Annotated in this window: 18 protein-coding genes and 1 pseudogene; 11 read left to right on the top strand and 8 right to left on the bottom strand. The window is 62.2% G+C overall.

The window, feature by feature from the left end; all coding sequences use genetic code 11:
- The first annotated feature begins 218 nt into the window (after nucleotides 1-218).
- Nucleotides 219-743: a DUF6586 family protein gene (locus N005_RS26115; protein ID WP_047703817.1), complete on the top strand. Its 525-nt coding sequence runs from the start codon at nucleotides 219-221 to the stop codon at nucleotides 741-743.
- A gap of 106 nt (nucleotides 744-849) precedes the next feature.
- Nucleotides 850-1089, top strand: coding sequence for a hypothetical protein (locus N005_RS26110; RefSeq protein WP_024777916.1), 240 nt, complete (start codon nucleotides 850-852; stop codon nucleotides 1087-1089).
- Between the two features lie 73 nt (nucleotides 1090-1162).
- Here N005_RS26110 and sulA read toward each other — a convergent pair whose 3' ends face one another.
- Together sulA and lexA are read right to left on the bottom strand one after the other, a co-directional pair.
- Nucleotides 1163-1636: an SOS-induced cell division inhibitor SulA gene (gene sulA / locus N005_RS26105; RefSeq protein WP_047703816.1), complete on the bottom strand. Its 474-nt coding sequence runs from the start codon at nucleotides 1634-1636 to the stop codon at nucleotides 1163-1165.
- A 10-nt stretch (nucleotides 1637-1646) separates the two neighbouring features.
- A complete protein-coding gene (gene lexA / locus N005_RS26100) occupies nucleotides 1647-2255 on the bottom strand; it encodes a transcriptional repressor LexA (RefSeq protein WP_024777918.1) in 609 nt (202 codons plus the stop codon).
- Between the two features lie 239 nt (nucleotides 2256-2494).
- Here lexA and N005_RS26095 point away from each other — a divergent pair, with 239 nt between their 5' ends.
- From N005_RS26095 to N005_RS26085, 3 genes are all read left to right on the top strand, one after another.
- Nucleotides 2495-3202 carry a TetR/AcrR family transcriptional regulator gene (locus N005_RS26095; protein WP_047703815.1) on the top strand — a complete coding sequence of 236 codons (708 nt, stop codon included), beginning with the start codon at nucleotides 2495-2497 and terminating at the stop codon, nucleotides 3200-3202.
- A gap of 179 nt (nucleotides 3203-3381) precedes the next feature.
- Nucleotides 3382-4380, top strand: coding sequence for a beta-N-acetylhexosaminidase (nagZ, locus tag N005_RS26090; protein WP_193754044.1), 999 nt, complete (start codon nucleotides 3382-3384; stop codon nucleotides 4378-4380).
- A gap of 13 nt (nucleotides 4381-4393) precedes the next feature.
- Nucleotides 4394-5128, top strand: a complete 735-nt coding sequence (locus tag N005_RS26085; RefSeq protein WP_047703813.1) for an S-methyl-5'-thioinosine phosphorylase — start codon at nucleotides 4394-4396, stop codon at nucleotides 5126-5128.
- 184 nt (nucleotides 5129-5312) lie between these two features.
- On the opposite strand, the gene N005_RS26080 is transcribed toward N005_RS26085, so the two are convergent.
- The 3 genes and pseudogenes from N005_RS26080 to mfd all read right to left on the bottom strand — a co-directional run bounded on the left by N005_RS26080 (nucleotide 5313) and on the right by mfd (nucleotide 12055).
- On the bottom strand, nucleotides 5313-8003 hold the full coding sequence (locus N005_RS26080; protein WP_047703812.1) for a DEAD/DEAH box helicase: 2691 nt from the start codon (nucleotides 8001-8003) through the stop codon (nucleotides 5313-5315).
- Nucleotides 8004-8014: 11 nt separating this feature from the next.
- Nucleotides 8015-8581: a CsiV family protein gene (locus N005_RS26075; protein WP_047703811.1), complete on the bottom strand. Its 567-nt coding sequence runs from the start codon at nucleotides 8579-8581 to the stop codon at nucleotides 8015-8017.
- A 10-nt stretch (nucleotides 8582-8591) separates the two neighbouring features.
- Nucleotides 8592-12055, bottom strand: a pseudogene (gene mfd / locus N005_RS26070) (transcription-repair coupling factor).
- Between the two features lie 169 nt (nucleotides 12056-12224).
- On the opposite strand from mfd, the gene N005_RS26065 reads away from it, so the two are divergent.
- A complete protein-coding gene (locus N005_RS26065; protein WP_041020650.1) occupies nucleotides 12225-13688 on the top strand; it encodes a glyceraldehyde-3-phosphate dehydrogenase in 1464 nt (487 codons plus the stop codon).
- Nucleotides 13689-13854: 166 nt separating this feature from the next.
- On the opposite strand, the gene tcuC is transcribed toward N005_RS26065, so the two are convergent.
- The gene (gene tcuC, locus N005_RS26060; RefSeq protein WP_047703810.1) at nucleotides 13855-15153 is read right to left on the bottom strand and encodes an MFS transporter; all 1299 of its coding nucleotides are present in this window, start codon (nucleotides 15151-15153) and stop codon (nucleotides 13855-13857) included.
- Between the two features lie 213 nt (nucleotides 15154-15366).
- On the opposite strand from tcuC, the gene N005_RS26055 reads away from it, so the two are divergent.
- Together N005_RS26055 and sthA are read left to right on the top strand one after the other, a co-directional pair.
- Entirely contained in the window at nucleotides 15367-16356 is a 990-nt protein-coding gene (locus N005_RS26055; protein ID WP_047703809.1) for an FAD:protein FMN transferase, read from the top strand.
- A gap of 623 nt (nucleotides 16357-16979) precedes the next feature.
- The gene (gene sthA / locus N005_RS26050; protein WP_041020652.1) at nucleotides 16980-18374 is read left to right on the top strand and encodes a Si-specific NAD(P)(+) transhydrogenase; all 1395 of its coding nucleotides are present in this window, start codon (nucleotides 16980-16982) and stop codon (nucleotides 18372-18374) included.
- A gap of 42 nt (nucleotides 18375-18416) precedes the next feature.
- Here sthA and N005_RS26045 read toward each other — a convergent pair whose 3' ends face one another.
- On the bottom strand, nucleotides 18417-19139 hold the full coding sequence (locus N005_RS26045) for a glycerophosphodiester phosphodiesterase (RefSeq protein ID WP_041020653.1): 723 nt from the start codon (nucleotides 19137-19139) through the stop codon (nucleotides 18417-18419).
- Nucleotides 19136-19732, bottom strand: a complete 597-nt coding sequence (locus N005_RS26040) for a PilZ domain-containing protein (protein ID WP_047703808.1) — start codon at nucleotides 19730-19732, stop codon at nucleotides 19136-19138. The genes N005_RS26045 and N005_RS26040 overlap by 4 nt, the downstream gene beginning before the upstream one ends.
- 94 nt (nucleotides 19733-19826) lie before the next feature.
- Here N005_RS26040 and N005_RS26035 point away from each other — a divergent pair, with 94 nt between their 5' ends.
- The 3 genes from N005_RS26035 to N005_RS26025 all read left to right on the top strand — a co-directional run bounded on the left by N005_RS26035 (nucleotide 19827) and on the right by N005_RS26025 (nucleotide 23076).
- A complete protein-coding gene (locus tag N005_RS26035; RefSeq protein ID WP_047703807.1) occupies nucleotides 19827-21077 on the top strand; it encodes a lipoprotein-releasing ABC transporter permease subunit in 1251 nt (416 codons plus the stop codon).
- A 7-nt stretch (nucleotides 21078-21084) separates the two neighbouring features.
- The gene (lolD, locus tag N005_RS26030) at nucleotides 21085-21768 is read left to right on the top strand and encodes a lipoprotein-releasing ABC transporter ATP-binding protein LolD (protein WP_162843613.1); all 684 of its coding nucleotides are present in this window, start codon (nucleotides 21085-21087) and stop codon (nucleotides 21766-21768) included.
- 63 nt (nucleotides 21769-21831) lie between these two features.
- Nucleotides 21832-23076 carry a lipoprotein-releasing ABC transporter permease subunit gene (locus tag N005_RS26025; RefSeq protein ID WP_047703805.1) on the top strand — a complete coding sequence of 415 codons (1245 nt, stop codon included), beginning with the start codon at nucleotides 21832-21834 and terminating at the stop codon, nucleotides 23074-23076.
- Nucleotides 23077-23090: the final 14 nt, after the last annotated feature.

The following is a 23090-nucleotide window of genomic DNA, read 5'->3' as shown; positions in this document are numbered from 1 at the left end:
TGCCGATCAGTCAAGCAAACAACTGTGGGAGCGAGCCTGCTCGCGATAACGGTGAATCAGCAATATTGATGCTGATTGTTGCGCCGCTATCGCGAGCAGGCTCGCTCCCACAGGGTATCGCTTGATCCTTAGACTGTATTTGGCTTGCAGTGGTCTTGGTTGATCCACGACACTGTCGCCCTTGCGTGAAGCTTTCATGTCGTTGGGAGAATGCCGTCATGGCCCACGAGCTCTATACCCGCACCAACCAGAAAATCTACTTCGCCGGCCTGTCGCTCGAAGCGCTCGCCAGGACCGAGGATGGGCGTGCGATGAACGCCCCGGCGCTGCTCCAGGCCGGACGCGAGTCGGCCCTGTTTCACCTGTACGGTGCGTTACTGGGCTTGTGCCATGAAATTGCCGGCTTCTATCGACTGCCCCTGGCGAGCGCCCCACGGGCCGAACTGCTGCTGACCCGGGAAGTGCTTCAGGATATTGCGATCCCGGAGCTGGCTGAAATGATCGAGCTGGCTCAGAACCCGGAAACCTGGCTGGCCAAGTTGCTGGCGGCCTATGCGGCGCTGTTCCAGCCGCCACGAGCCCCTCGCAAGCCCAAGGGGGACGTGACCCAGCCGTTGATCGTAGCGGTCAATCTGGATGAAGAAGAGCCCGAGCAAGAGCTCAGCCGGGAAGAGCTGGAAAGCTGGCGTCAGAACCTCAAGAGCCTGGCTTTGCGCTTCCGTGAAGGGTTGAACGAGTGCTGAGTTTTCTTTCAGCCCAAGCCCCTCATTGATAACGCTTGGTCAAGATCCCGAGCGAAGCCTGGCCGATGACTATATAATCCTCGCCTTTCGTGGAGAACAGACTTTTATGCCAACGTCCTTTCTAGAAATTGTCGAACTTCCTGATGGCCGTATCGAGCTGCGCAGGGCTGAGGACGAGGGTTCCCTGGTGACTCTGAGTTTCTCCGAAGATGCCAAGGCATTCCTGCAAGGCCAACACGTCGAAGTCGCCAAGGCGATGCTGAGCGTGGGTGTCCAGATGGCAGGGCGCCTGGTTGAAGGCGAATTCAACAACAAGGAAGAAGAGGGACCGCGGGTTCTGCATTGATCCCGTTTGTCGGTTTCCCTGAAGTAGTGTTGTTGCTTGGCTTCCCTGTCCTGGAGAAGCCCCTGGGTTTGTCTTAACCCAACCGAATGTTAAGGCTCTGTGCGTCCCCGGTACGAGCGGCGCTGATCAACTGTTGTCGTGCCGTTGAGCTCAACGGGTTGAGCCAGCTGACCACCGTATGGCTGCGACCCAGGCGCAAGGCTTCGCAAGTCAGCTGTTGAGCGCTCTGGGTGCCCCGTGGTTGCAGCAGCAGGATTCGCTCGCGATTAAGACCCGCGTCCCGCAACCAGGCCTGTGTGACACTGGCTGGCGGTGCGATCAGCGTCAACCAGCGGGCTTCCTGGTCCTGGCTCAGTTCCCGCAGGATCGGTGCCAGCAGATTCAGGCAGTTCCCGGCTGCACCACGCAGTGACAGTTCACTGAAGGCCTCGGGTTCGACGCCCCAAGGCGCTTCAATCACATCTTTCAGGACTGGAACCAGCGGCTGGGCCATGAAAGCCTCGAACAACGGAAGTTGCGTGTGCTGTGGTGTGTGAGGGAACTGCATAAAGCCTCCTTTAGCGGCGGATGACGCCGACGCTCAAGCCTTCGATGACGAGATCCTGTTCTTGCAGGTCCACCTCGATGGGCGCGAATTCAGGGTTCTCGGCAATCAGCCAGACCTTGCTGCCATCGCGCTTGAAGCGCTTGACGGTGACTTCATCGCCGATGCGCGCCACCACGATCTGGCCGTTGCGGGCTTCGCGAGTGGTGTGGACCGCCAGCAGGTCGCCGTCGAAGATGCCGATGTCCTTCATGCTCATGCCGTGTACGCGAAGCAGGTAGTCGGCCCGTGGATGGAAGAAGGCAGGGTTGATGTTGCAGGACTCCTCGACATGCTGCTGGGCGAGGATCGGAGCACCCGCCGCCACACGGCCAATGATCGGCAGGGTGGTTTCGTCGGCCTTGGCTTCGAAGCCGGGAATGCGAATGCCGCGGGAAGCACCCGGGGTCATTTCAATCGCGCCCTTGCGGGCCAGTGCCTTGAGGTGCTCTTCAGCCGCATTGGGCGACTTGAAGCCCAGTTCCTGAGCGATTTCCGCGCGGGTCGGCGGATAGCCGTTGTCCTCGAGGCAGCGCTTGATGAAGGCCAGAATCTCTGCTTGGCGTGGCGTCAGCTTTAGCATATTGATCGCTCTGTCTTTTTATACAGTGACTGGGATTATATACAGTGAGCGCCGCTTGGCAATCCTCCTTTTTTCGCGGGCCGCTGGACGGTCGGTCGGGCGGTTCACGCCACTTGGGCAACTGCCCGTAAAGGTGTGGTTAAATAGCTGACCGGGCGTTCGCAAAACGTCCCGCCAGGCTTGACAACCCCAAGGTCGAAACGTATGTTTCAAACAAGTGTTTGTCAGGCGGAGTAACCATGGCCCAGTCGGAAACCGTTGAACGCATTCTCGATGCTGCGGAACAGCTGTTCGCGGAAAAAGGTTTCGCCGAAACCTCGTTGCGCCTGATCACCAGCAAGGCCGGGGTCAACCTGGCGGCCGTGAATTATCACTTCGGTTCGAAGAAGGCGCTGATCCAGGCGGTGTTCTCGCGGTTCCTCGGGCCTTTCTGCCTCAGCCTCGACCGCGAACTGGAGCGTCGCCAGGCCAAGCCCGACGTCAAGCCCTCGCTGGAAGAGCTGCTGGAAATGCTGGTCGAGCAAGCGCTCGCCGTGCAGCCGCGCAGCGGTAACGATCTGTCCATTTTCATGCGCCTGTTGGGTCTGGCATTCAGCCAGAGCCAGGGGCACCTGCGGCGTTACCTGGAAGACATGTACGGCAAGGTGTTCCGCCGCTATATGCTCCTGGTCAACGAAGCTGCGCCCCGGATCCCGCCGATCGAGCTGTTCTGGCGCGTGCACTTCATGCTGGGTGCCGCGGCGTTCAGCATGTCCGGCATCAAGGCCCTGAGGGCAATCGCCGAAACCGACTTCGGTGTGAATACTTCCATCGAGCAGGTGATGCGCCTGATGGTGCCCTTCCTGGCGGCCGGCATGCGCGCCGAAAGCGGCGTCACCGATGACGCCATGGCGGCCGCCCAGTTGCGCCCACGCAACAAATCCACACCAACCCTCGCCAAGGCGTGAACGGGTGGGCGCGGCTGCCCACATCCGCTAAGCTAGCCGCCCATGCCGACTCTCGTTTCGAATCCGTTTCAAATGGCATCGCACGACCGCGACCTGCCGGGCCTGGTGCCTGGTGGCGCGGTCGTATCTTTACTGCCATGCGGGTTCATCGTAACTAAGGAAATGCTATGACTGCTGGCCTGCAAGGCTCGTTGATGGTGGACGTCGCCGGTACCTGGCTGACGGCCGAAGATCGCCACCTGTTGCGTCAGCCGGAAGTGGGTGGGCTGATCGTTTTCGCGCGCAATATCGAGCATCCACGCCAGGTGCGGGAATTGTGTGCATCGATCCGCGCCGTTCGTCCTGACCTGTTGCTGGCGGTCGATCAGGAGGGCGGTCGCGTTCAGCGTCTGCGCCAGGGGTTTGTGCGATTGCCGGCGATGCGGGCGATTGCCGATAACCCGAATGCCGAATACCTGGCCGAGCAGTGCGGCTGGATCATGGCGGCCGAAGTGCTGGCGGTGGGTCTCGACCTGAGCTTTGCCCCGGTGCTGGACCTCGATTATCAGCGCAGCGCGGTGGTCGGCAGTCGCGCCTTTGAAGGCGATCCGGAGCGCGTCGCGTTGTTGGCCGGTGCATTCATTCGCGGCATGCGAGCGGCCGGCATGGCTGCGACGGGCAAGCATTTCCCTGGTCATGGCTGGGCCGAAGCCGATTCCCACGTGGCGATTCCCAACGATGAACGCAGCCTCGAGCAGATCCGCGCCAATGACCTGGTGCCCTTTGCCCGATTGAGCAAACAACTGGCCGCGGTGATGCCGGCCCATGTGATCTATCCCCAGGTCGATGCCAACCCGGCAGGTTTTTCCCGGCGCTGGCTGCAGGACATCCTGCGCGGCGAGCTGCAATTCGACGGCGTGATTTTCAGCGATGACCTGTCGATGGCTGGCGCCCACGTGGTCGGCGATGCCGCCAGTCGTATCGAAGCCGCGTTGTCGGCCGGTTGCGACATGGGCCTGGTGTGCAACGACCGTGCTGCCGCGGAGCTGGCCTTGAGCGCCGCCCAGCGCCTGAAGGTCAAGCCATCGGCGCGGATCGCACGCATGCGCGGCCAGGCCTTCGCCACCACCGAATACCGCCAGGATCCACGCTGGCTGACGGCAATCGGCGCGCTGAAAGCCGCCCAATTGATCGATTAAGGACGTTTTTGTCATGACCGTTTACGCAATTATCGGCGGCACTGGCCTGACCCAGCTCGAAGGCCTGACCATCCGCCGGTCCCTGGCGGTAGACACGCCTTACGGCGCACCGTCGGCCGACATTCAGATCGGCGACTACGCAGGACGCGAAGTGTTGTTCCTGGCTCGCCACGGCCACCCCCATCGGTTGCCGCCCCATCAGGTGAACTATCGCGCCAATCTCTGGGCGCTGAAGCAGGCCGGTGCCGACGCAATCCTGGCCGTCAATGCCGTGGGTGGGATCCATGCGGCGATGGGCACCGGGCATTTCTGCGTGCCGCATCAGTTGATCGACTACACCAGCGGTCGCCAGCACACTTATTTCGCCGACGATCTGGAAGCGGTCACCCACATCGATTTCAGCTACCCCTACAGCGAGTCGCTGCGCCAGAAACTGATCGCGGCCCTGGCCGCCGAAGGCTGTAGCTACAGCAGCCATGGTGTATACGCCTGCACCCAGGGACCGCGCCTGGAAACCGTGGCCGAAATCGCCCGCCTGGAGCGTGACGGTTGCGACATCGTCGGCATGACCGGCATGCCGGAGGCGGCCCTGGCCCGTGAACTGGAGCTGGACTATGCCTGCCTGGCCCTGGTGGTGAACCCGGCGGCGGGCAAGTCCACGGCGGTGATCACCATGGCGGAGATCGAGCAGGCGCTGCATGACGGAATGGGGAAGGTGAAGTCGACCCTGGCGCGGGTGTTGATGTAACGCTATCGCGAGCAGGCTCGCTCCCACACTGAAACTGCGATGTACTCGCTATGGCTGCATGACGCGAAACCTGTGGGAGCGAGCCTGCTCGCGATGGCGCCAGACCATACATTGCAGTTGCCTGGCACACCGCTATCGCGAGCAAGCGCGGCTCCCACAGGTATCGGGCCGCCACCAACGGGTCTCAGCGCTTCTCCAGCTTATCCGGCAACGGCGCGAACAACGCCTCGATGTCGTCGCTCTGCAGCTTCCAGTCGCCGGCCACGCGGCCGTCGAGCACGCCGGCGGCGAGGTCGGATTTTTCCTTCTGCAGCAGCTGGATTTTTTCTTCCACGGTGCCCCGGGCGATCAGCTTGTAGACGAACACCGGCTTCTCCTGGCCGATGCGATAAGCCCGGTCGGTCGCCTGGTTCTCCGTTGCCGGGTTCCACCACGGGTCGTAGTGGATCACCGTGTCGGCTTCGGTCAGGTTCAGGCCTACACCACCGGCCTTCAAGCTGATCAGAAAGATCTGACGCTTGCCGCTCTGGAAATCCTTGACGGGCGTCCGTCGATCCCGGGTCTGGCCGGTCAGGATGGCGTAGTCCACGCCGCGTTTTTTCAGCTCATCTTCAATGAGTGCCAACATGGACGTGAACTGGGAAAACAGCAGCACCCGCCGACCTTCTTCGAACAGCTCCTCCAACATGTCCATCAGGCTGTCGAGCTTGCCCGAGGTGCTGCCTCGAGCGGGCGGGGCATCGCTGATCAGCCGCAGGTCGCAACACACCTGGCGCAGCTTGAGCAGCGCTTCGAGAATGATGATCTGGCTGCGGGCGACGCCCTTGCGGGTGATTTCGTCGCGCACCTTCTTGTCCATGGCCAGGCGCATGGTTTCGTAGACATCCCGCTGGGCATCGCTGAGTTCGACCCAATGGACGATCTCGGTCTTGGGTGGCAATTCCGTCGCCACCTGTTCCTTGGTCCTGCGCAACAGGAAGGGTTTTACCCGGCCATTGAGGTGTTGCAGCCTGACGTCGCTGCCGCGCTTTTCGATGGGCACGCGGTAATCGCGATTGAAACTCTTCACGTCCCCGAGCCACCCGGGCAGCAGGAAGTGAAACAGGGACCACAGCTCGCCCAGGTGATTTTCCAGGGGCGTGCCGGACAGGCACAGCCGCTGCCGGGCATCGAGTTCACGGGCGGCCTGGGCGGCCTTGCTGGTGGGGTTCTTGATGTATTGGGCTTCATCGAGGATCAGCACATGCAGTGGCTGCGCTTTCAGGCGTTCGACATCCTTGGGCAGCAGTGCATAGGTGGTCAGCACCAGGTCGTAGTCGGCCAGCCGTTCGAAGTGCTTCTTGCGCCCGGCGCCGTACAGGGCCAGCACCTTCAATTGCGGCGTGAAGTGAGCCGCCTCGTCGAGCCAGTTGGGAATCAAGCTGGTGGGCATCACCACCATGCAAGGACGGTCGAGGCGGCCGGCGTTTTTTTCGCTGAGAATGTGCGCCAGGGTCTGCAGGGTCTTGCCCAGGCCCATGTCGTCCGCGAGGATGCCGCCGACTTCCAGTTGCCGCAGCGACTGCATCCAGCTCAAGCCTTCGAGTTGATAAGGTCGCAGCGTCGCGTTCAGGCCCTCCGGCACGGTGGCGGTGTAGTCCTTGATGTCCCGCAGGCGTTGGGCCAGGCCGCGAATGTGTTCGCCACCTTCCCAGCGCAGGGGCATGTCTTGCAGCGGATTGAGGCGCAAGGCGTCCGCGCTGTTCAGGCGCAGCTTGGTGGTGCCGGGTTCGTTCAGGTAAAACTCGCCCAGGGTGGCCAGCACCGGTTTCAGTCGGCCGTAGGGCAGGGCCACTTGTTGCGGGCCGAACTCCGAATTCGGACGGTTCGGCAAGTTGACCAGGATGAGTTCTTCGTCGCGGCGCCTGGCCAGTCGCTCCGGGTTGAACAGTTCGATGTGCGAGCGCATCAGGTTCAACAGGATCGGCAACAGGCTCAGTCGCTCGCCGTTGACGATGATCCCCAGCTCCAGGTCGAACCAGTCCCGCTCCGGCGTTTCCTCGACAGTGGCGTACCAGTCGTCCACGGCGGTCAGGTCGAAGCCGAAGTCCTCGTCGATCTGCAGCTCCCAGCCCTGGCTGCGGAGTTTCGGCAGGTCATTGAGGGTGAACGTCAGCCAGGCGCTGTCGTTGACCATCTCGTACAGTTCGCCGGCACTTTCCGGCAGGGCCTTGCTTTGTCGGGTCGCGATCTTGAAACCGAGGATTCGTAGCTGCTCGCGGTAGGACTGCTCCACATCGGTATGGCGTTTTATCCGCAGCGTTTGGGTTTCCTGGCGAATCAGCACATCAGTGTTGCGTTGGCCGCTGACGTATTCGTCCAGGTAGCTGAACGACAGCGCGGCGCGGTGCTGGATGTAGCGTTGCATCTTGCCGTTACGCGGCTCGAAGGCGCTGAACTCGATGCTCGCCAGCCACAGGCGCGGCAGCGGTTGGACATTGTCCACCAGCACTTGGGGCGGGGCCTTGGGACTGCGATTGTCCAGCACCGCCTGGAGTTTCTCCAGCAACTGGGCGTCTTTTTCGGCGGCCGGATAAGCCAGGGTTTCCTGGACTTGCAGCAACACCGCCGCGCAGTGCTTGCAGTTGATACGCACCGGACAGGAGCACGCGGCTTCGAGCAGGATCAGCGTGCCCTTGGCTGACTCTTTAAGGCGAATGGTCTGGCGATAAACACTGCCGCCAGAGCCTTCGCAACTGGCGGTGATGGTGCTTTCTCCGGCCTCGACGATCCTGACGCGGTTCTCCAGTGCGTAGCGGCGCCCGCGCTCCAGGCTCTGTTCCTTGAATCGATTGACCCAGGAAGGTGCCAGCGGTTTGCTCAGGGGCGAGGGCATAGGCGCGCCGATCAGTCCGGAATGACGTCAGGTGCCTGCCGTGGAGCGGGCGCGGTCAACGAGGTGATCTTGATCAGCAGGGCCAGCTGGCCGTTGTCGAGGTAGTTGAGTTGGCCGTTCTTGGTGTGGCTGTTCTGCTTCAGGCGTTCACTCGCGGTGACCAGGCCATTGGCATCGATCCGGTTGATCCAGAAATCGGCATCCACGTCGGTGAAGCGTCCCAATTTCAGCCCCAGGGTGCCTTCGATGGGAAATTGGCCGAACTGTTCGGCGCCGTCGCTGATGGCGATCTTGCTGCCTTGTTCGCCGAGGTTCTGCTGCCAGGCCTTGTGCATCAATACGGTGTATTGGCCGCTGGCGTTGAGTTTCTCCACGATGTTTCCCAGCGCCGGGGTGCGCTGGCTGTCGGCGGGCAGGCGTTGCGCGTCGGCGTCCCAGTCTTCCGGAGCGGCACGGCTGATAATCACCGGTTCGGCGTTCTGGCGCAGCAGAATCATTTCAACCTGATACAGGTCGTCGGCAGACGCCAGGGGAGCGACCAGGGTCAGCAGCAAGGTCAGTGAACGAAACAGGCGCATGGGGCGTCCTTCAAGCAGTGGTCTGGGTGAGGCGCTCGAACAGCGCTTCTACGGTATTGAAACGTTCTTCCGGGCGCTCCATGGGCACCATGAACTTGAACATCGTGGCGCCTTCGAACTTGTAGCGCTTGGGCTGGCCCTGGATCAGCTTGATCAGCACCAACGGATCGACCGGGGTCTGGGCTGCGAATTCGATCCGGCCGCCATTGGGGCCACCGTCGACTTTCTTGATGCCCAGTTGTTCGGCCTGGAGTTTGAGCAGCGTCGTTCGCACCAGGTTCTTGGTCGGTTCCGGCAACAGGCCAAAGCGGTCGATCATTTCCACTTGCAGGTCCTTGAGATCCTCCTCGTTGCTGGCCGAGGCAATGCGCTTGTAGAGGATCAGTCGTGCATGGACATCCGGCAGGTAATCCTCCGGGATCAGCGCCGGCACCCGCAGGTTGATTTCCGGCCCGCCGCCCAGGGGTTGGTCGAGGTTCGGCTGTTCGCCCTTGCGGATCGACTTGACCGCCCGTTCCAGCATTTCCATGTACAGGGTGAAGCCGACGGCCTGGATCTGCCCGCTCTGGCCGTCACCCAGCAGTTCGCCGGCGCCACGGATTTCCAGGTCGTTGGTGGCAAGCACGAAGCCGGCGCCGAGATCCTGGGTATTGGCGATGGCCTCCAGGCGCTTTTCCGCATCCGGCGTGATCTGCTGGCGTGGCGGGGTCAACAGGTAGGCGTAGGCCTGGTGGTGACTACGCCCGACGCGGCCGCGCAGTTGGTGCAACTGGGCCAGGCCGAACTTGTCGGCCCGCTCGATGATGATGGTGTTGGCGCTTGGCACGTCGATACCGGTCTCGATGATGGTCGAGGCGATCAGCACGTTGAAGCGCTTGTGGTAGAAGTCGCTCATCACCTGTTCGAGTTCGCGTTCGCGCATCTGCCCGTGGCCGATGCCGATCCGTGCTTCTGGCACCAGCTCGGCCAGGTCGGCGGCGCACTTCTCGATGGTCTTGACGTCGTTGTGCAGGTAATAGACCTGGCCGCCACGCAGCAGCTCGCGCAGCAGGGCTTCCTTGACCGTGCTCTTGTTCTGCTCCATGACGAAGGTGCGCACCGACAGGCGACGGGCCGGCGGCGTGGCGATGATCGACAGGTCGCGCATGCCCGACACCGCCATGTTCAGCGTGCGCGGAATCGGCGTGGCGGTCAGGGTGAGGATGTCGACCTCGCTGCGCAGGGCCTTGAGCTGTTCTTTCTGGCGCACACCGAAGCGGTGTTCTTCGTCGATGATCACCAGCCCGAGGTTCTTGATCTTCACATCGTCCTGCAGCAGCTTGTGCGTGCCGATGACGATGTCGATCTTGCCCTCGGCCAGGTCGGCCACGGCGGCGTTCACGTCTTTGGCGGATTTGAAGCGGCTCATCACCTCCACGGTCACCGGCCAATCGGCGAAGCGGTCGCGGAAGCTGTTGTAGTGCTGTTGGGCGAGCAGGGTGGTCGGCACCAGGATGGCGACCTGCTTGCCGCTGTGTACGGCAATGAACGCGGCGCGCATCGCCACCTCGGTCTTGCCGAAGCCGACATCGCCGCACAGACACCGCCGCACCCCAGCCGGTCCATCGGCTTGGGCGCGAGCATGTCGGCGCGCACGGCTTCGATGGTGGTCTGCTGGTCGACGGTTTCCTCGAACGGGAAACCGGCGCTGAAGGTTTCGTAGTCGGCTTTAGGGTCGGCGAAGGCATAACCCTCGCGCGCGGCGCGGCGGGCGTAGATGTCCAGCAGTTCGGCGGCCACGTCGCGCACTTGCTCGGCGGCCTTGCGCTTGGCCTTTTGCCAGGTTTCCGAGCCCAGGCGATGCAGCGGGGCCAGGGCGTCGTCACTGCCGGTGTAGCGTGCGATCAGGTGCAGGTTCGCCACCGGCACGTAGAGCTTGGCGCCTTCGGCGTATTCCAGGGTGAGGAATTCGGCCGCCTGGTTGTCGATTTCCAAAGTCGCCAGGCCCAGGTAGCGGCCCACGCCGTGGTCGATGTGCACCACCGGCGCGCCTTCGCGCAGTTCGGTGAGGTTCTTGATGACGGCGTCGTTGGCGGCATCGGCGCGTTTCTCGCGGCGCCGGCGTTGCATGACGCGCTGGCCGAACAACGGGCTTTCGGCCACCAGCGCCAGCGCCGGATCGTCGAGCACCAGGCCTTCGTCCAGTGGTGCGATGGTGATTGCCAGGCGATCCTTGCTCGCGACGAAATCCGGCCAGCTGTCGACCGTTTTCGGCCGCAGTTTCAGGCGCTCGAGCAATTCCAGCAGTACTTCGCGCCGCCCGGCGGATTCAGCGGTAAACAGCACGCGACCGGGAAACTCATCGAGAAAACCGGCCAGCGCCGCCAATGGCTGGGTGGCCTTGGCTTCGATCGCCAGGTCCGGCAGGGCCTTGGCGGGGAAGCGTTCACGGCCGGCGCCGGGCTCCACGTCCTGCTGGCTTGCCACCACGCGTGGCCAGTTCTTGAGACGGGCAAAGCAGTCTTCCACCGGCAGGAACAACTCGGCGGGCGGCAATAAAGGACGGGATGGGTCGACGCGACGCTCTTCGTAGCGATTGCGCACGTCGTTCCAGAAGTTTTCCGCGGCCTGTTCGATGCCGGGCAACGAGAACACCTGGGTGTCCTGGGGCAGGTAATCGAACAGGGTGGAGGTCTCTTCGAAGAACAGCGGCAGGTAATACTCGATGCCGGCGGGGGTGATCCCGCTGCTCAGGTCCTGGAAGATCGGGCAGCGACGGAAATCCACGTCGAAGCGTTCGCGAAACCGTGCCTTGAAACGGGTCACGGCGTCTTTCTGCAGCGGGAATTCCTTGGCGGGCAGCAGGCGCACCGACTGGACCTTGTCGATGGAACGCTGGTTTTCCGGATCGAAAGTGCGCAGGGTCTCGATTTCGTCATCGAACAGGTCGATGCGATAAGGCAGCTTGCTGCCCATCGGGAACAGGTCGATCAAGGCGCCACGTACCGCGAACTCGCCGTGTTCGTACACGGTGTCGACGCAACGGTAGCCGCTGGCCTCCAGTCGGGTGCGCATCTGCTCCACATCCAGCTTCTGGCCGATATCCAGCACCAGGCTGCTGCCGAGCAGGAACCGGGTCGGGGCCAGGCGATGTAGGGCCGTGGTGATGGGCACTACCAAAACGCCATGACTGAGCTCCGGCAACCGATAGAGGCTGGCGATTCGCTGGGAAATGATGTCCTGGTGTGGCGAGAACAGATCGTAGGGCAGGGTTTCCCAGTCCGGAAAATGCAGGACCGGCAGATCCGGGGCGAAGAAACCCAGCTCCTGCTCCAGCCGCTCGGCGCTCTGGCTGTCGGCGGTCAGCAGCAGGGTAAAGCGCTTGGCAGCGCTGGCGGCCTCGGCAATGGCCAGGCTCAGGGCGGCACCGGGCAGGTTGCCCCAGTGCTGTTTACCTGCCGTGGCAGGGAGAAGCGGAAGACGCAGAACGGGCACGGAAGGTTGAGCTCCAAGCGTTGCGACAAAGTCGACAATTGTAGCGGGGTAAAGGGGCGGCTGTCAGTCGCAGACTACCCGGACAGGAGGGAAAACCACGGCGCGACAGGCGCACATTGCTCCGGCGTGGACTCGGCGGCATAATGTAGCCCCTTTTTTCAGCCCCTACATGTGGAAGGTTCCCGTGACTCAGAAGCCCGACCAGTGTCTTGGTGAATGGATTGATCGTGAAGCACTCGCCGAAGCGATGATCCCTCTCATCGGTCAGCTCTACCGCAATAACAACGTGGTGAGCTCGATCTATGGCCGCAGCCTGATCAACCAGTCTGTCATCGCGATTCTCAAGGCTCACCGCTTTGCTCGCCACCGTTCTTCCGACGACAGCGAACTCTCCGTCCACGAAACATTCCCTCTGCTCAAAGCCATGAGCGAGCTCAAGCTCGGCGCGGCTTCGGTGGACCTGGGCAAGTTGGCGTTCAAATTCCGCAACGAAGGCAACGGCCGTAGCGCCGAGCAGTTCGTGCGTGAAGAGATGGCTGATGTGGTTGGCCAGCAGAACGTTTCGGCTCGCAAAGGCACTGACGTGGTCCTGTACGGCTTCGGTCGTATCGGCCGTCTGCTGGCGCGCATCCTGATCGAGAAAACCGGTGGTGGCGACGGCCTGCGCCTGCGGGCCATCGTGGTGCGCAAGGGCGCCGAGAACGACCTGACCAAGCGTGCCAGCCTGCTGCGCCGTGACTCGGTCCATGGTTCGTTCAACGGCACCATTACCATCGACGAAGAAAACAACACCATCACCGCCAACGGCAACCTGATCCAGGTGATCTACGCGAAGAACCCGACCGAGGTGGACTACACCCAGTACGGGATCAAGGACGCGCTGCTGGTGGACAACACCGGTGTATGGCGTGACGCCGACGGCCTGGGCCAGCACCTGGCCTGCCCGGGTGTCGACCGCGTTGTCCTGACCGCGCCTGGCAAGGGCAAGCTGAAGAACATCGTTCACGGCATCAACCACGGCGACATCACCGCGGACGACAAGATTGTCTCCGCCGCCTCTTGCACCACCAACGCCATCGTGCCGGTGCTCAAGGCAGTGAACGACAAGTTCGGTATCGTCAACGGTCACGTCGAAACAGTTCACTCGTACACCAACGACCAGAACCTGATCGACAACTTCCACAAAGGCGATCGTCGTGGCCGCAGCGCCGCGCTGAACATGGTCATCACCGAGACCGGTGCCGCCACCGCCGCCGCCAAGGCCCTGCCTGAACTGGCCGGCAAGCTGACCGGCAATGCGATTCGTGTGCCGACGCCTAACGTGTCGATGGCCATTCTCAACCTGAACCTTGAGAAAGCCGCCACCCGTGAAGAGATGAACGAGTACCTGCGCTACATGGCGCTGCACTCCGATCTGCATAAGCAGATCGACTTCGTCAATTCCCAGGAAGTGGTGTCCACCGACTTCGTGGGCTCGCGCCACGCCGGTGTCGTGGATGCTGAAGCGACCATCAGCCAAGACAACCGCGTTGTTCTGTACGTCTGGTACGACAACGAATTCGGTTACAGCTGCCAGGTGGTCCGCGTGATGGAAGACATGGCCGGTGTGAACCCGCCAGCGTTCCCACGCTAAGCGCTAGCCGCTAGTAAAAAAAACGCCCCGACTTGTCGGGGCGTTTTTTTGTCTGGAGGTTTGGCCTCATGGGCCTCATCGTCGGATCGCCGCCCGGAGCAAGCTCGCTCCCACAGAGCGTACGCGGTCAAAATGTGGGAGCGAGCCTGCTCGCGATAGCGGTCTGTCAGGCACCACCCACTACCGAAGCCTGCGCGGTCCGCAATTGATGACGATTGCCCTTGAACAGCACCACGGTAGCAATCAGCCCCAGCACCGCCGCACCACTGAGCCATATCCCCGGCGCCGCCTTGTTATCCAGTACATGGATCAGATAAGTACAGGCCGCCGGTGTGAACCCGCCGAAGGTTGCGGTCGCCAGGCTGTAGGCCAGGGAGAACCCGGTGGTGCGGACTTCAATCGGCATGATTTCCGTCAAGGCCACCACCATCGCGCCGTTGTAGGATCCATACAGGAACGACAGCCACAGCTCGACGATCAGCAGATGGCTGAAGCTGGGGCTCGCCACCAGCCAGGACAGCGCCGGATAGGCCGTCAGGATGGCCAGGATGGTCGCGGCGAGCAGCAGGGGTTTGCGCCCGACCTTGTCGGAAAATGCCCCCATCACCGGCAACCAGAAGAAGTTCGACAGGCCGATGCACACGGTGACCAGCAACGCGTCCAGGTCCGACAGGTTCAACTCGGATTTGCCGAAGGTCGGTGTATAGGCGGTGATCAGGTAGAAGGACACCGTGGTCATTACCACCAGCGCCATGCCCGCCAAGACGATTCCAAAGTTCTGACCGATGGAGCGGATGATTTCCGACAGGGTGGGGCGGTGCTTTCTCGCCTGGAATTCAGGCGTTTCCTCCAAGGAGCGGCGAATCACGAAAATCGCCGGGACGATCATGCAACCTATCAGGAAGGGTACGCGCCAGCCCCATTCGCCCATTTCCTGCGGGCTCAGCCAATGATTGAGGCCGACCCCCAGCAGACCGGCGAACACCACGGCAGCCTGTTGGCTGGCGGATTGCCAACTGACAAAGAAGCCCTTGCGCCCGGGTGTGGAGATTTCCGCCAGGTACACCGACACGCCACCGAGCTCGACCCCTGCGGAGAAGCCTTGCAGCAACCGGCCCAGCAGCACCAGCAATGGCGCCACCACGCCCAGGGTGGCGTAGCCCGGTACACAGGCGATCAGCAGGGTGCCGGCGGCCATCATCGCCAGGGTGATGATCAGGCCTTTGCGGCGACCATGGCGGTCGATGTAGGCACCGAGAAAGATCGCCCCCAGCGGGCGCATCAGGAACCCGGCGCCGAAGGTGGCCAGGGACAGCATCAGCGAGGCGAAAGCACTGTCGGTGGGGAAGAACGTCTTGGCGATGGCCGTGGCGTAGAAGCCATAGACCATGAAGTCGAACATCTCCAGGAAGTTGCCGCTGACAACGCGAAAGATCGCCTTGCCGTTGCTCGTGTTGGAAGACATTTTTAGGTACTCACTTTGGTAAATCTTGTTGGAAACGCAGTACCTGTGGGAGCGAGCCTGCTCGCGATGGGGGTGTGTCGGATACATTGATGCTGGCTCTATGTGGCGGTAGCGCTCGTCCGAGCGAGGGACAGGGGGTGGGCTGTGTCCATAATGGCCGTCGCGGTTTTGAGGGGAGATGAAGATTTGTTAACTGGACGGTGGGGGGCCCTTGTGGTCCTTGCGAGCATTCTGGCCGGCTGTGGCAATGGCGACACCCTGGAGCGTTTCGACGGCCCGACCATGGGCAGTCACTATTCCATCCAGTACGTCAGGCATTCCCTCATGCCTGGCCCGAAAGCGGTGCAGGCCGAGGTGGAGCAGATCCTTGCCGATGTGGATCGGCAGTTTTCCACCTACCGCAGCGACTCGGACATCGAGCGTTTCAATGCGCTGCCGGCCAACAGCTGCCAGGTCATGCCAGCCCCGGTGCTGGAGTTGATTGGCGTGGGCGAGCAGTTGTCCTCGCAAAGCGATGGCGCTTTTGATCTGACGGTGGAACCGCTGTTGAACCTGTGGGGCTTCGGTCCCCAGTCCCGGGAAGAGAAGGTGCCGAGTGCCGAGGCCCTGGCCCAGGTGCGCCAGCGCGTCGGCCATGCTCACTTGCGTATCGAGGGCGACCGGCTGTGCAAGGATGCCCCGGTGGAAGTCGATTTCAACAGCATTGCCGCCGGTTATGCCGTCGACCGGATCGCCGCGAGGCTCCAGGCCCTGGGCATCGACAGTTACCTGGCCGAAGCCACCGGTGAACTCAAGGCGCTCGGGCGCAAACCTGACGGTTCGGCGTGGCGCGTCGCCCTGGAGGCGCCCCGGGATGACCAGCAGATGGCCGAGCGGGTCATCGAGGTCAATGGCTACGGCGTTTCAACTTCCGGCGACTACCGCCGATATTTCGAGCAGGATGGCACGCGTTACTCCCACACTCTTGACGCAAGCACCGGTGCACCGATCCGACACAAGCTGGCGTCCGTCACAGTCATTCATCCTTCAGCGTTGATGGCCGATGGACTGTCGACGCTGTTGCTGATTCTTGGGCCCGAACGGGGCTGGGACTATGCCCAGAAACATGACATTGGGGTATTTTTCGTGCTGCGGGACAAAGATCGTTTTGTCAGCCGTACCAACGATACGTTTGAACGGATCAGCAGTGGGAAAAACCAATGATCACAGCAGATGCTGAGTGTAGATGTCCTGTGGCGAGGGAGCTTGCTCCCGCTGGGCTGCGCAGCAGCCCCCTTTTGTGAGCGCTTCGCGCTCAAGCGGGAGCAAGCTCCCTCGCCACATTGATCCACGCAAGCCTTGATGAACTGCGAGGATGACAGCTTGGTGAAAGGGTAGGTGTGGCGAAATAGCGCAGGCAAAGGGGGCGTTCTCAATTAGTTTCCCCACCGCGCCGGGTCTGCTGTTGTGCAGGGCAAGGCGCGAGAAGCGCGGTTTGGTCGTTCCAAATAAGCTTCGAGCAACGCAGTCCTGCACAACAGCAGACCCGGCCCTCCGGGTTGCGCCTTAAAGCGGGCCAGACTGCGTTGCAGGCCTTGGAAAGGGAATACCATTCCCGGCGGCCTGCGCCTTGCCTGGCCCGCTTTAAGGCACAACGCGGTGGGGAAACTAATTGAGAACGCCCCCTAGCCTCTGAGGCGACCAAGGGGTAATGTGCGCGGCTTGACGTATCTATAGACGACGGTCGGGTGCCTGAACCGGCCCAAAATTGTTCCTTCATGCCGCAATCGGCGTGATTTAGCCGTCGGTGCCGTATCGGGTGCCACGGCCTGTTCTGAGGAGTACGCATGGCTGTCTACAACTACGACGTGGTGGTACTGGGTTCCGGCCCGGCGGGAGAAGGCGCGGCAATGAACGCCGCCAAGGCAGGACGCAAGGTGGCGATGGTCGACAGTCGTCGCCAGGTCGGCGGCAACTGCACCCACTTGGGTACCATCCCGTCCAAGGCCTTGCGTCACTCGGTCCGGCAGATCATGCAGTTCAACACCAACCCGATGTTCCGGGCCATCGGCGAGCCGCGCTGGTTTTCCTTCCCCGACGTGCTCAAGAGCGCCGAGAAGGTGATCTCCAAGCAGGTGGCCTCGCGCACCGGCTACTACGCGCGCAACCGTGTCGACGTATTCTTCGGCACCGGCAGCTTTGCCGACGAGCAAACCGTCGAAGTGGTCTGTGGCAATGGCGTGGTCGAGAAGCTGGTGGCCAAGCACATCATCATCGCCACCGGTTCGCGCCCTTATCGTCCCGCCGACATCGATTTCAACCACGCGCGTATCTACGATAGCGACACCATCCTCAGCCTGGGACACACCCCACGCAAGCTCATCGTCTACGGCGCCGGGGTGATCGGTTGCGAATACGCCTCGATCTTCAGCGGCCTGGGTGTGCTGGTGGAACTGGTGGACAACCGTGGCCAGTTGCTGAGCTTCCTGGACTCGGAAATCTCCCAGGCCCTGAGCTATCACTTCAGCAACAACAACATCACCGTGCGCCACAACGAGGATTACGACCGCGTCGAAGGCGTGGATAACGGCGTGATCCTGCACCTCAAGTCCGGCAAGAAGATCAAGGCCGACGCCCTGCTCTGGTGCAACGGTCGCACCGGCAATACCGATGCCCTGGGCCTGGAAAATATCGGTGTGAAGGTCAACAGCCGCGGCCAGATCGAGGTCGACGAGAACTACCGCACCTGCGTGCCGAACATCTACGGCGCCGGTGACGTGATCGGCTGGCCGAGCCTGGCCAGTGCCGCCCACGACCAGGGTCGTTCGGCCGCCGGCAGCATCGTCGACAACGGCAGCTGGCGCTTCGTCAACGACGTGCCAACCGGTATCTACACCATTCCGGAAATCAGCTCGATCGGCAAGAACGAGCAGGAACTGACCCAGGCCAAGGTGCCTTATGAAGTGGGCAAAGCCTTCTTCAAGAGCATGGCGCGGGCGCAGATCGCCGGCGAGCCGCAAGGCATGTTGAAGATCCTGTTCCACCGCGAGACGCTGGAAGTGCTCGGCGTGCACTGCTTCGGCTACCAGGCTTCGGAGATCGTCCACATCGGCCAGGCGATCATGAACCAGCCTGGCGAGCTGAACACGCTGAAGTACTTCGTCAACACCACGTTCAACTACCCGACCATGGCCGAAGCCTATCGGGTAGCGGCCTATGACGGGCTCAACCGGCTTTTTTGAGCGGCTCCGGCCGGTGGCCTGAGCCGGCCGGGGAGACCGATTTCAGCAACTCTCGAGGGTGGCGGTGGCCAAACCGGGAAAGTCTGTAATCAGGCTGTCAGCGCCAAAGTCGGCGAGCCTGCGCATCAGCGCGGGCTCGTTGACTGTCCACACCGACACATGCAGCCCCTGGCGCTGCGCCTTGATCAGGCGCTCGGGCGTGCACAAGGTCCAGTTCAACGCCAGAATCTCACAACCGTAACTCTGGGCGACCTTCAGCGGGTCGAGCCAGGCGTACTCGGCTACCAGTCCGCGGGAGATGTCCGGAGTCAATTCCAGCGCGGCCTTGAGGACTTCCCGGGAACTGGAGGTGATGGTGACTTTGTCCAGCAGGCCGAAGCGCTGGGCCATCTCGCGGATCCCCAGCACCGTGGCTGCCGCCCGGGTGCGTGAAGCGCTCTTGACCTCCAGTTGCCAATGCTCGAAATCACACTTTTCGAACAGCTCTTCCAGGCGTGGGATCGGGCATGGCGTGATCCAGCCCGGGCCCCCCTTGCGCGCATCGTAGGTCACCAGTTCGGCGGCGGAGTGCTCCACCACCTTGCCCCGGCGGTCGGTCGTGCGCTTGAGGGTCGGGTCGTGGATCACCATCAACTCGCCGTCCATGGACAGGTGCAGGTCCAGTTCGCAACGGCGCACACCGTGCTTGAGACATTCCTGAAAACCGGTCAGGGTGTTTTCCGGTGCTTCGCCCTTGGCGCCGCGGTGGCCATAAATGAGGGTCACGGTTCTTCCTTATTGATACCTGATTCGTTCTGTTCCCGCGCCAGGCGACGTTCTTGCGCCTGTTTCTGCAGGATGTAGCGGGCCAGCAACTGGCGCTGGGCGTCGGTCGGGCGTTCGAACTCGGTGCCCACGTCGTAGCCGTCGCCCTTGCGGTCGCAATGGGTGACCCGTGCCCGCAGCAACAGCCCCAGAGCCTGGGGCATGAGCACCAGCTTGATCGACAGGTGCGCGCCGATGGCAATGAGGGTGGGGTACTGGAAGTCGATGCCGCCTTCGGAAATGATCACCGGTTGCGGCTCGCCGATTTCGCCGAGCACGGTCAGGGCAATGACCTGGCTGAGCAGGTCGATACGTTTGTTCATCACCTTGAGATAGGCCGCGATGCTGCGTTCGCGCTCGCTGATCTGGCGCAGCAGGTGCTGTGACTCGAACTCGCTCAGGTGCAGCTCGCTGAGCAGATTGAACAATGGAGAAGGATCCTGCAACACTTCCTGGTCAGCAGCTTCAGGAATGGAGAGGGGCCGAATTTCCAGTGCGATCGTGTCCTCGATACGGTAGTATTCGCGGCGATCTTCTTCATCTAATGTCGACATGGCGAACCCATGGTAGCGGCGGTGGTCTGAGTGTAAAGCTGGTTTGAGACCCCCGCCACAAGGACGTTCCTTTTCCCTCCGAACAAGCCCCGACATGTTCAGACCTCTCTTCGTATTCATCGGCACGCGTTATACCCGTGCAAAACGTCGCAATCATTTCGTATCGTTCATTTCCCTGACATCCATCATCGGGCTGGCCCTTGGCGTGGTCGTGATGATCGTCGTGTTGTCGGTGATGAACGGCTTCGACCATGAAATGCGCACCCGCGTGCTGGGCATGGTGCCCCACGCCACCGTCGAATCCGGCGAAGCCATCAGCGACTGGCCGAGCCTGGCCGCCAAGGTCAAGCAGAACCCGCAGGTGCTGGCCGTCGCGCCGTTCACCCAGATGCAGGGATTGCTGACCAACGACGGCAAGGTGTCCAAGGTCCTGCTCAACGGCATCGACCCCGGGCTCGAGCGGCAGGTGTCGATCATCGACAACTTCATGCAGCAGGGCCGGCTCGACGACCTGGCGCCGGGCAGTTTCGGCATCGTGATCGGCGACAAGGCCGCGACCAAGCTGGGCGTGGCCATTGGCGACAAGCTGACCTTCGTCGCGCCGGAAGTCACCGTGACCCCGGGCGGCGTGTTCCCGCGCATGAAGCGCTTCACCGTGGTCGGTATCTTCCATGTCGGCGCCGGGGAGCTGGACGGCTACCTGGGCGTTACCAACCTCCAGGACCTGGCGCGCCTGCATCGCTGGAAGCCGGATCAGGTCCAGGGGTTGCGGCTGAAGTTCGACGACCTGTTCCAGGCGCCGCGTGCGGCGTGGGCCATCGCCCAGCAGCTCGGTGAAGACCGTTACTACGCCCGGGACTGGACCCGCACCCACGGCAACCTGTACCAGGCGATCCGCATGGAAAAAGCCATGATCGGCCTGCTGTTGCTGCTGATCGTCGCCGTCGCCGCGTTCAACATCATTTCCACGCTGGTGATGGTGGTGAATGACAAGAAGGGTGATATCGCCATCCTGCGAACCCTGGGCGCCACGCCGGGACAGATCATGCGCATCTTCATGGTCCAGGGTACCGTTATCGGCGTGATCGGTACGCTGGTCGGCGCCCTGGTCGGGATGTTCGCCGCGCTGAACGTCAGCGCCGCGATTGCCGCCCTGGAAGGCCTGATCGGGCACAAGTTTCTCAACGCCGACGTGTATTTCATCGACTACCTGCCATCGCAACTGCAGGCCGACGATGTGTTGATGGTCTGCGGCGCCGCGTTGATCCTGAGTTTCCTCGCCACCCTGTATCCAGCCTGGCGTGCCGCGCGCACCCAGCCTGCGGAGGCGTTACGTTATGAGTGAGTCGGGCATGAGTGAAAAAGCGATCTTGAGCTGCCGCAACCTGGGCAAATCCTACGAGGAAGGCCCGGAGTCGGTGGTGGTGTTGTCGGGCCTGCAACTGGAGCTGCATCCGGGTGAGCGGGTGGCGATTGTCGGTACCTCCGGTTCTGGCAAAAGTACCTTGCTCAACCTGCTGGGCGGCCTCGATACGCCGACCGCCGGCAGTGTCTGGCTGGCGGGGGAAGAACTCTCGGCGCTGAACGAGAAGGGCCGTGGCCTGTTGCGCAACCGCTCCCTGGGCTTCGTCTACCAGTTCCACCATTTGCTGCCCGAGTTCACCGCCCTGGAAAACGTCTGCATGCCGCTGTTGATCGGCCGCACCGCGATTCCAGAGGCCCGCCAGCGCGCTACCGCGTTGCTGGAGCGGGTAGGGCTGGGTCATCGCCTGGAGCACAAGCCGGCGGAATTGTCCGGTGGCGAGCGCCAGCGGGTGGCGATCGCCCGGGCCCTGGTCAACAAGCCTGGCCTGGTGATGCTCGACGAGCCGACCGGCAACCTCGACTCCCACACCGCCCAGGGCATCCAGGACCTGATGCTCGAGCTCAGCACCTCGATGCGCACCGCGTTCCTGGTGGTGACCCACGACATGAACCTGGCCCGGCAGATGGACCGCGTCCTGCATTTGCAGGAAGGTTGCCTGACGCCCATCTGACCGCCCGCAACCCGGCGCTTTTGATACGCGCCGGGTCTTTAATTTTTCTACGGTGCTCCGCGAATGTTCAGACCGTTATCGATCTTCATCGGCACGCGCTATACCCGCGCAAAGCGCCGCAATCGCTTTGTTTCGTTCATCTCCATGACCTCGATGATCGGCCTCGCCCTGGGTGTGCTGGCGATGATCGTGGTGCTGTCGGTGATGAACGGCTTCCAGCGCGAAATGAGCTCGCGCATCCTCGGCATGGTGCCCCATGCCACCATCGTCGGGGTCAATCCGATCGACGATTGGCAGCCAGTGGCCGCCGCCGCGCTGAAAAATCCCGAAGTGACCGCCGCCGTGCCGTTCACCGAGATGGAAGGCATGCTGAGCTATAAAGGCTCGATGCAGCCGATCCAGATCAGCGGTGTCGATCCGGCCCAGGAAGGCAAGGTGTCCATCGTCGCCCAGCATATCGTCCAGGGCCGTCTCGATGCCTTGAAGCCGGGTGAGTTTGGCGTGGTGATCGGTGAAATCACCGCCCGGCGCTTCCGCCTGAACGTCGGCGACAAGCTGACCCTGATCGTGCCGGAAGTCAGCTCCGCGCCGGGCGGTATCACGCCGCGGATGCAGCGGCTGAATGTGGTCGGTGTGTTCAAGGTCGGCGCCGAGCTGGATGGCTCCATGGCCCTGATCCATCTGGCCGACGCCGCGCAGATGCAGCACTGGCAGCCTAACCAGGTGCAGAGCGTGCGCCTGGCGGTGAAGGACCTGTACGCGGCACCGAAGGTGTCCGGTGATATCGCCACCGGTCTGGGCGCGGACTACAAGGCCGACGACTGGACCCACACCCAGGGCAGTCTGTTCAGTGCCATGAAAATGGAAAAGACCATGATCGGCCTGCTGTTGCTGATGATCGTCGCAGTGGCGGCGTTCAACATCATCGCCACGCTGATCATGGTGGTGAACGACAAGGGTGCGGACATTGCGATCCTGCGCACCATCGGCGCCACGCCGCGGCAGATCATGGCGATCTTCATGGTCCAGGGCACGGTGATCGGTATCGTCGGCACGGTGATCGGCGGGGTGCTGGGGGTGATTGCGGCACTGAACGTCAGTGAGCTGGTGGGGTGGCTGGAGCGGGTCACCGGCCAGCACATCTTCAGTTCCGACGTGTACTTCGTCAGCAACCTGCCGTCGGAGCTTCAGCGCGGCGACGTGGTGCTGATCTGCGCCGCTGGCTTCATCCTGAGCTTCCTGGCCACCGTCTACCCGGCGTGGCGCGCGGCGAAGATCGAGCCGGCGCAGGCGTTGCGGTATTCGTAAGGTCAGCGCGGCCC

The organism is Pseudomonas mediterranea CFBP 5447 (assembly GCF_000774145.1).
Lineage (GTDB): Bacteria > Pseudomonadota > Gammaproteobacteria > Pseudomonadales > Pseudomonadaceae > Aquipseudomonas > Aquipseudomonas mediterranea.
This window is presented reverse-complemented; position numbering and strand designations above follow the sequence as displayed.

Bases quoted from the DNA above. Each gene is read 5' to 3' on its own strand.
- N005_RS26115 (WP_047703817.1), top strand. From the start codon at position 219: ATGGCCCACGAGCTCTATACCCGCACCAACCAGAAAATCTACTTCGCC.
- N005_RS26095 (WP_047703815.1), top strand. From the start codon at position 2,495: ATGGCCCAGTCGGAAACCGTTGAACGCATTCTCGATGCTGCGGAACAG.
- N005_RS26080 (WP_047703812.1), bottom strand. From the start codon at position 8,003: ATGCCCTCGCCCCTGAGCAAACCGCTGGCACCTTCCTGGGTCAATCGA.
- N005_RS26065 (WP_041020650.1), top strand. From the start codon at position 12,225: ATGTGGAAGGTTCCCGTGACTCAGAAGCCCGACCAGTGTCTTGGTGAA.
- lexA (WP_024777918.1), bottom strand. From the start codon at position 2,255: ATGCTAAAGCTGACGCCACGCCAAGCAGAGATTCTGGCCTTCATCAAG.
- N005_RS26110 (WP_024777916.1), top strand. From the start codon at position 850: ATGCCAACGTCCTTTCTAGAAATTGTCGAACTTCCTGATGGCCGTATC.
- tcuC (WP_047703810.1), bottom strand. From the start codon at position 15,153: ATGTCTTCCAACACGAGCAACGGCAAGGCGATCTTTCGCGTTGTCAGC.
- sthA (WP_041020652.1), top strand. From the start codon at position 16,980: ATGGCTGTCTACAACTACGACGTGGTGGTACTGGGTTCCGGCCCGGCG.
- N005_RS26025 (WP_047703805.1), top strand. From the start codon at position 21,832: ATGTTCAGACCGTTATCGATCTTCATCGGCACGCGCTATACCCGCGCA.
- N005_RS26085 (WP_047703813.1), top strand. From the start codon at position 4,394: ATGACCGTTTACGCAATTATCGGCGGCACTGGCCTGACCCAGCTCGAA.
- N005_RS26075 (WP_047703811.1), bottom strand. From the start codon at position 8,581: ATGCGCCTGTTTCGTTCACTGACCTTGCTGCTGACCCTGGTCGCTCCC.
- lolD (WP_162843613.1), top strand. From the start codon at position 21,085: ATGAGTGAAAAAGCGATCTTGAGCTGCCGCAACCTGGGCAAATCCTAC.
- sulA (WP_047703816.1), bottom strand. From the start codon at position 1,636: ATGCAGTTCCCTCACACACCACAGCACACGCAACTTCCGTTGTTCGAG.
- N005_RS26040 (WP_047703808.1), bottom strand. From the start codon at position 19,732: ATGTCGACATTAGATGAAGAAGATCGCCGCGAATACTACCGTATCGAG.
- N005_RS26035 (WP_047703807.1), top strand. From the start codon at position 19,827: ATGTTCAGACCTCTCTTCGTATTCATCGGCACGCGTTATACCCGTGCA.